The 305-nt window shown below is 49.2% G+C and carries 1 protein-coding gene; it reads left to right on the top strand.

Features of this window, described 5'->3' with window-relative positions:
- Nucleotides 1–305 (top strand): formate--tetrahydrofolate ligase (locus G5B11_RS18930; RefSeq protein ID WP_173729352.1); only part of this gene is annotated, 305 nt, incomplete at both ends.

Here is a 305-nt window from a genome sequence, read left to right as displayed (position 1 = left end):
CGTCTGTGTGATGAGCCAAACGACTTCACATATTCCTATGAGCTGGAAGGCTCCATTGAGGACAAGCTGAACCAGATCGTTCAGAAGATCTATGGCGGTAAGAAAGTTGTTCTTACAGCAAATGCCCAGAAGCAGGCAAAACAGTTAGAGGCTCTTGGCTTTGGCAACTGCCCGATCTGTGTAGCTAAGACACAGTACAGCCTGACAGATGACCAGACCAAGCTTGGCGCTGCTACAGACTTTGAGGTAACAGTACGTAACCTGAAGATTTCTGCAGGTGCCGGCTTCATCGTAGCACTTACCGG

Source organism: Blautia glucerasea (genome assembly GCF_013304385.1).
GTDB lineage: Bacteria > Bacillota > Clostridia > Lachnospirales > Lachnospiraceae > Blautia_A > Blautia_A ammoniilytica.
The sequence above is the reverse complement of the archived record's forward strand: the minus strand, read 5'-3'. Positions and strand labels throughout refer to the sequence as shown.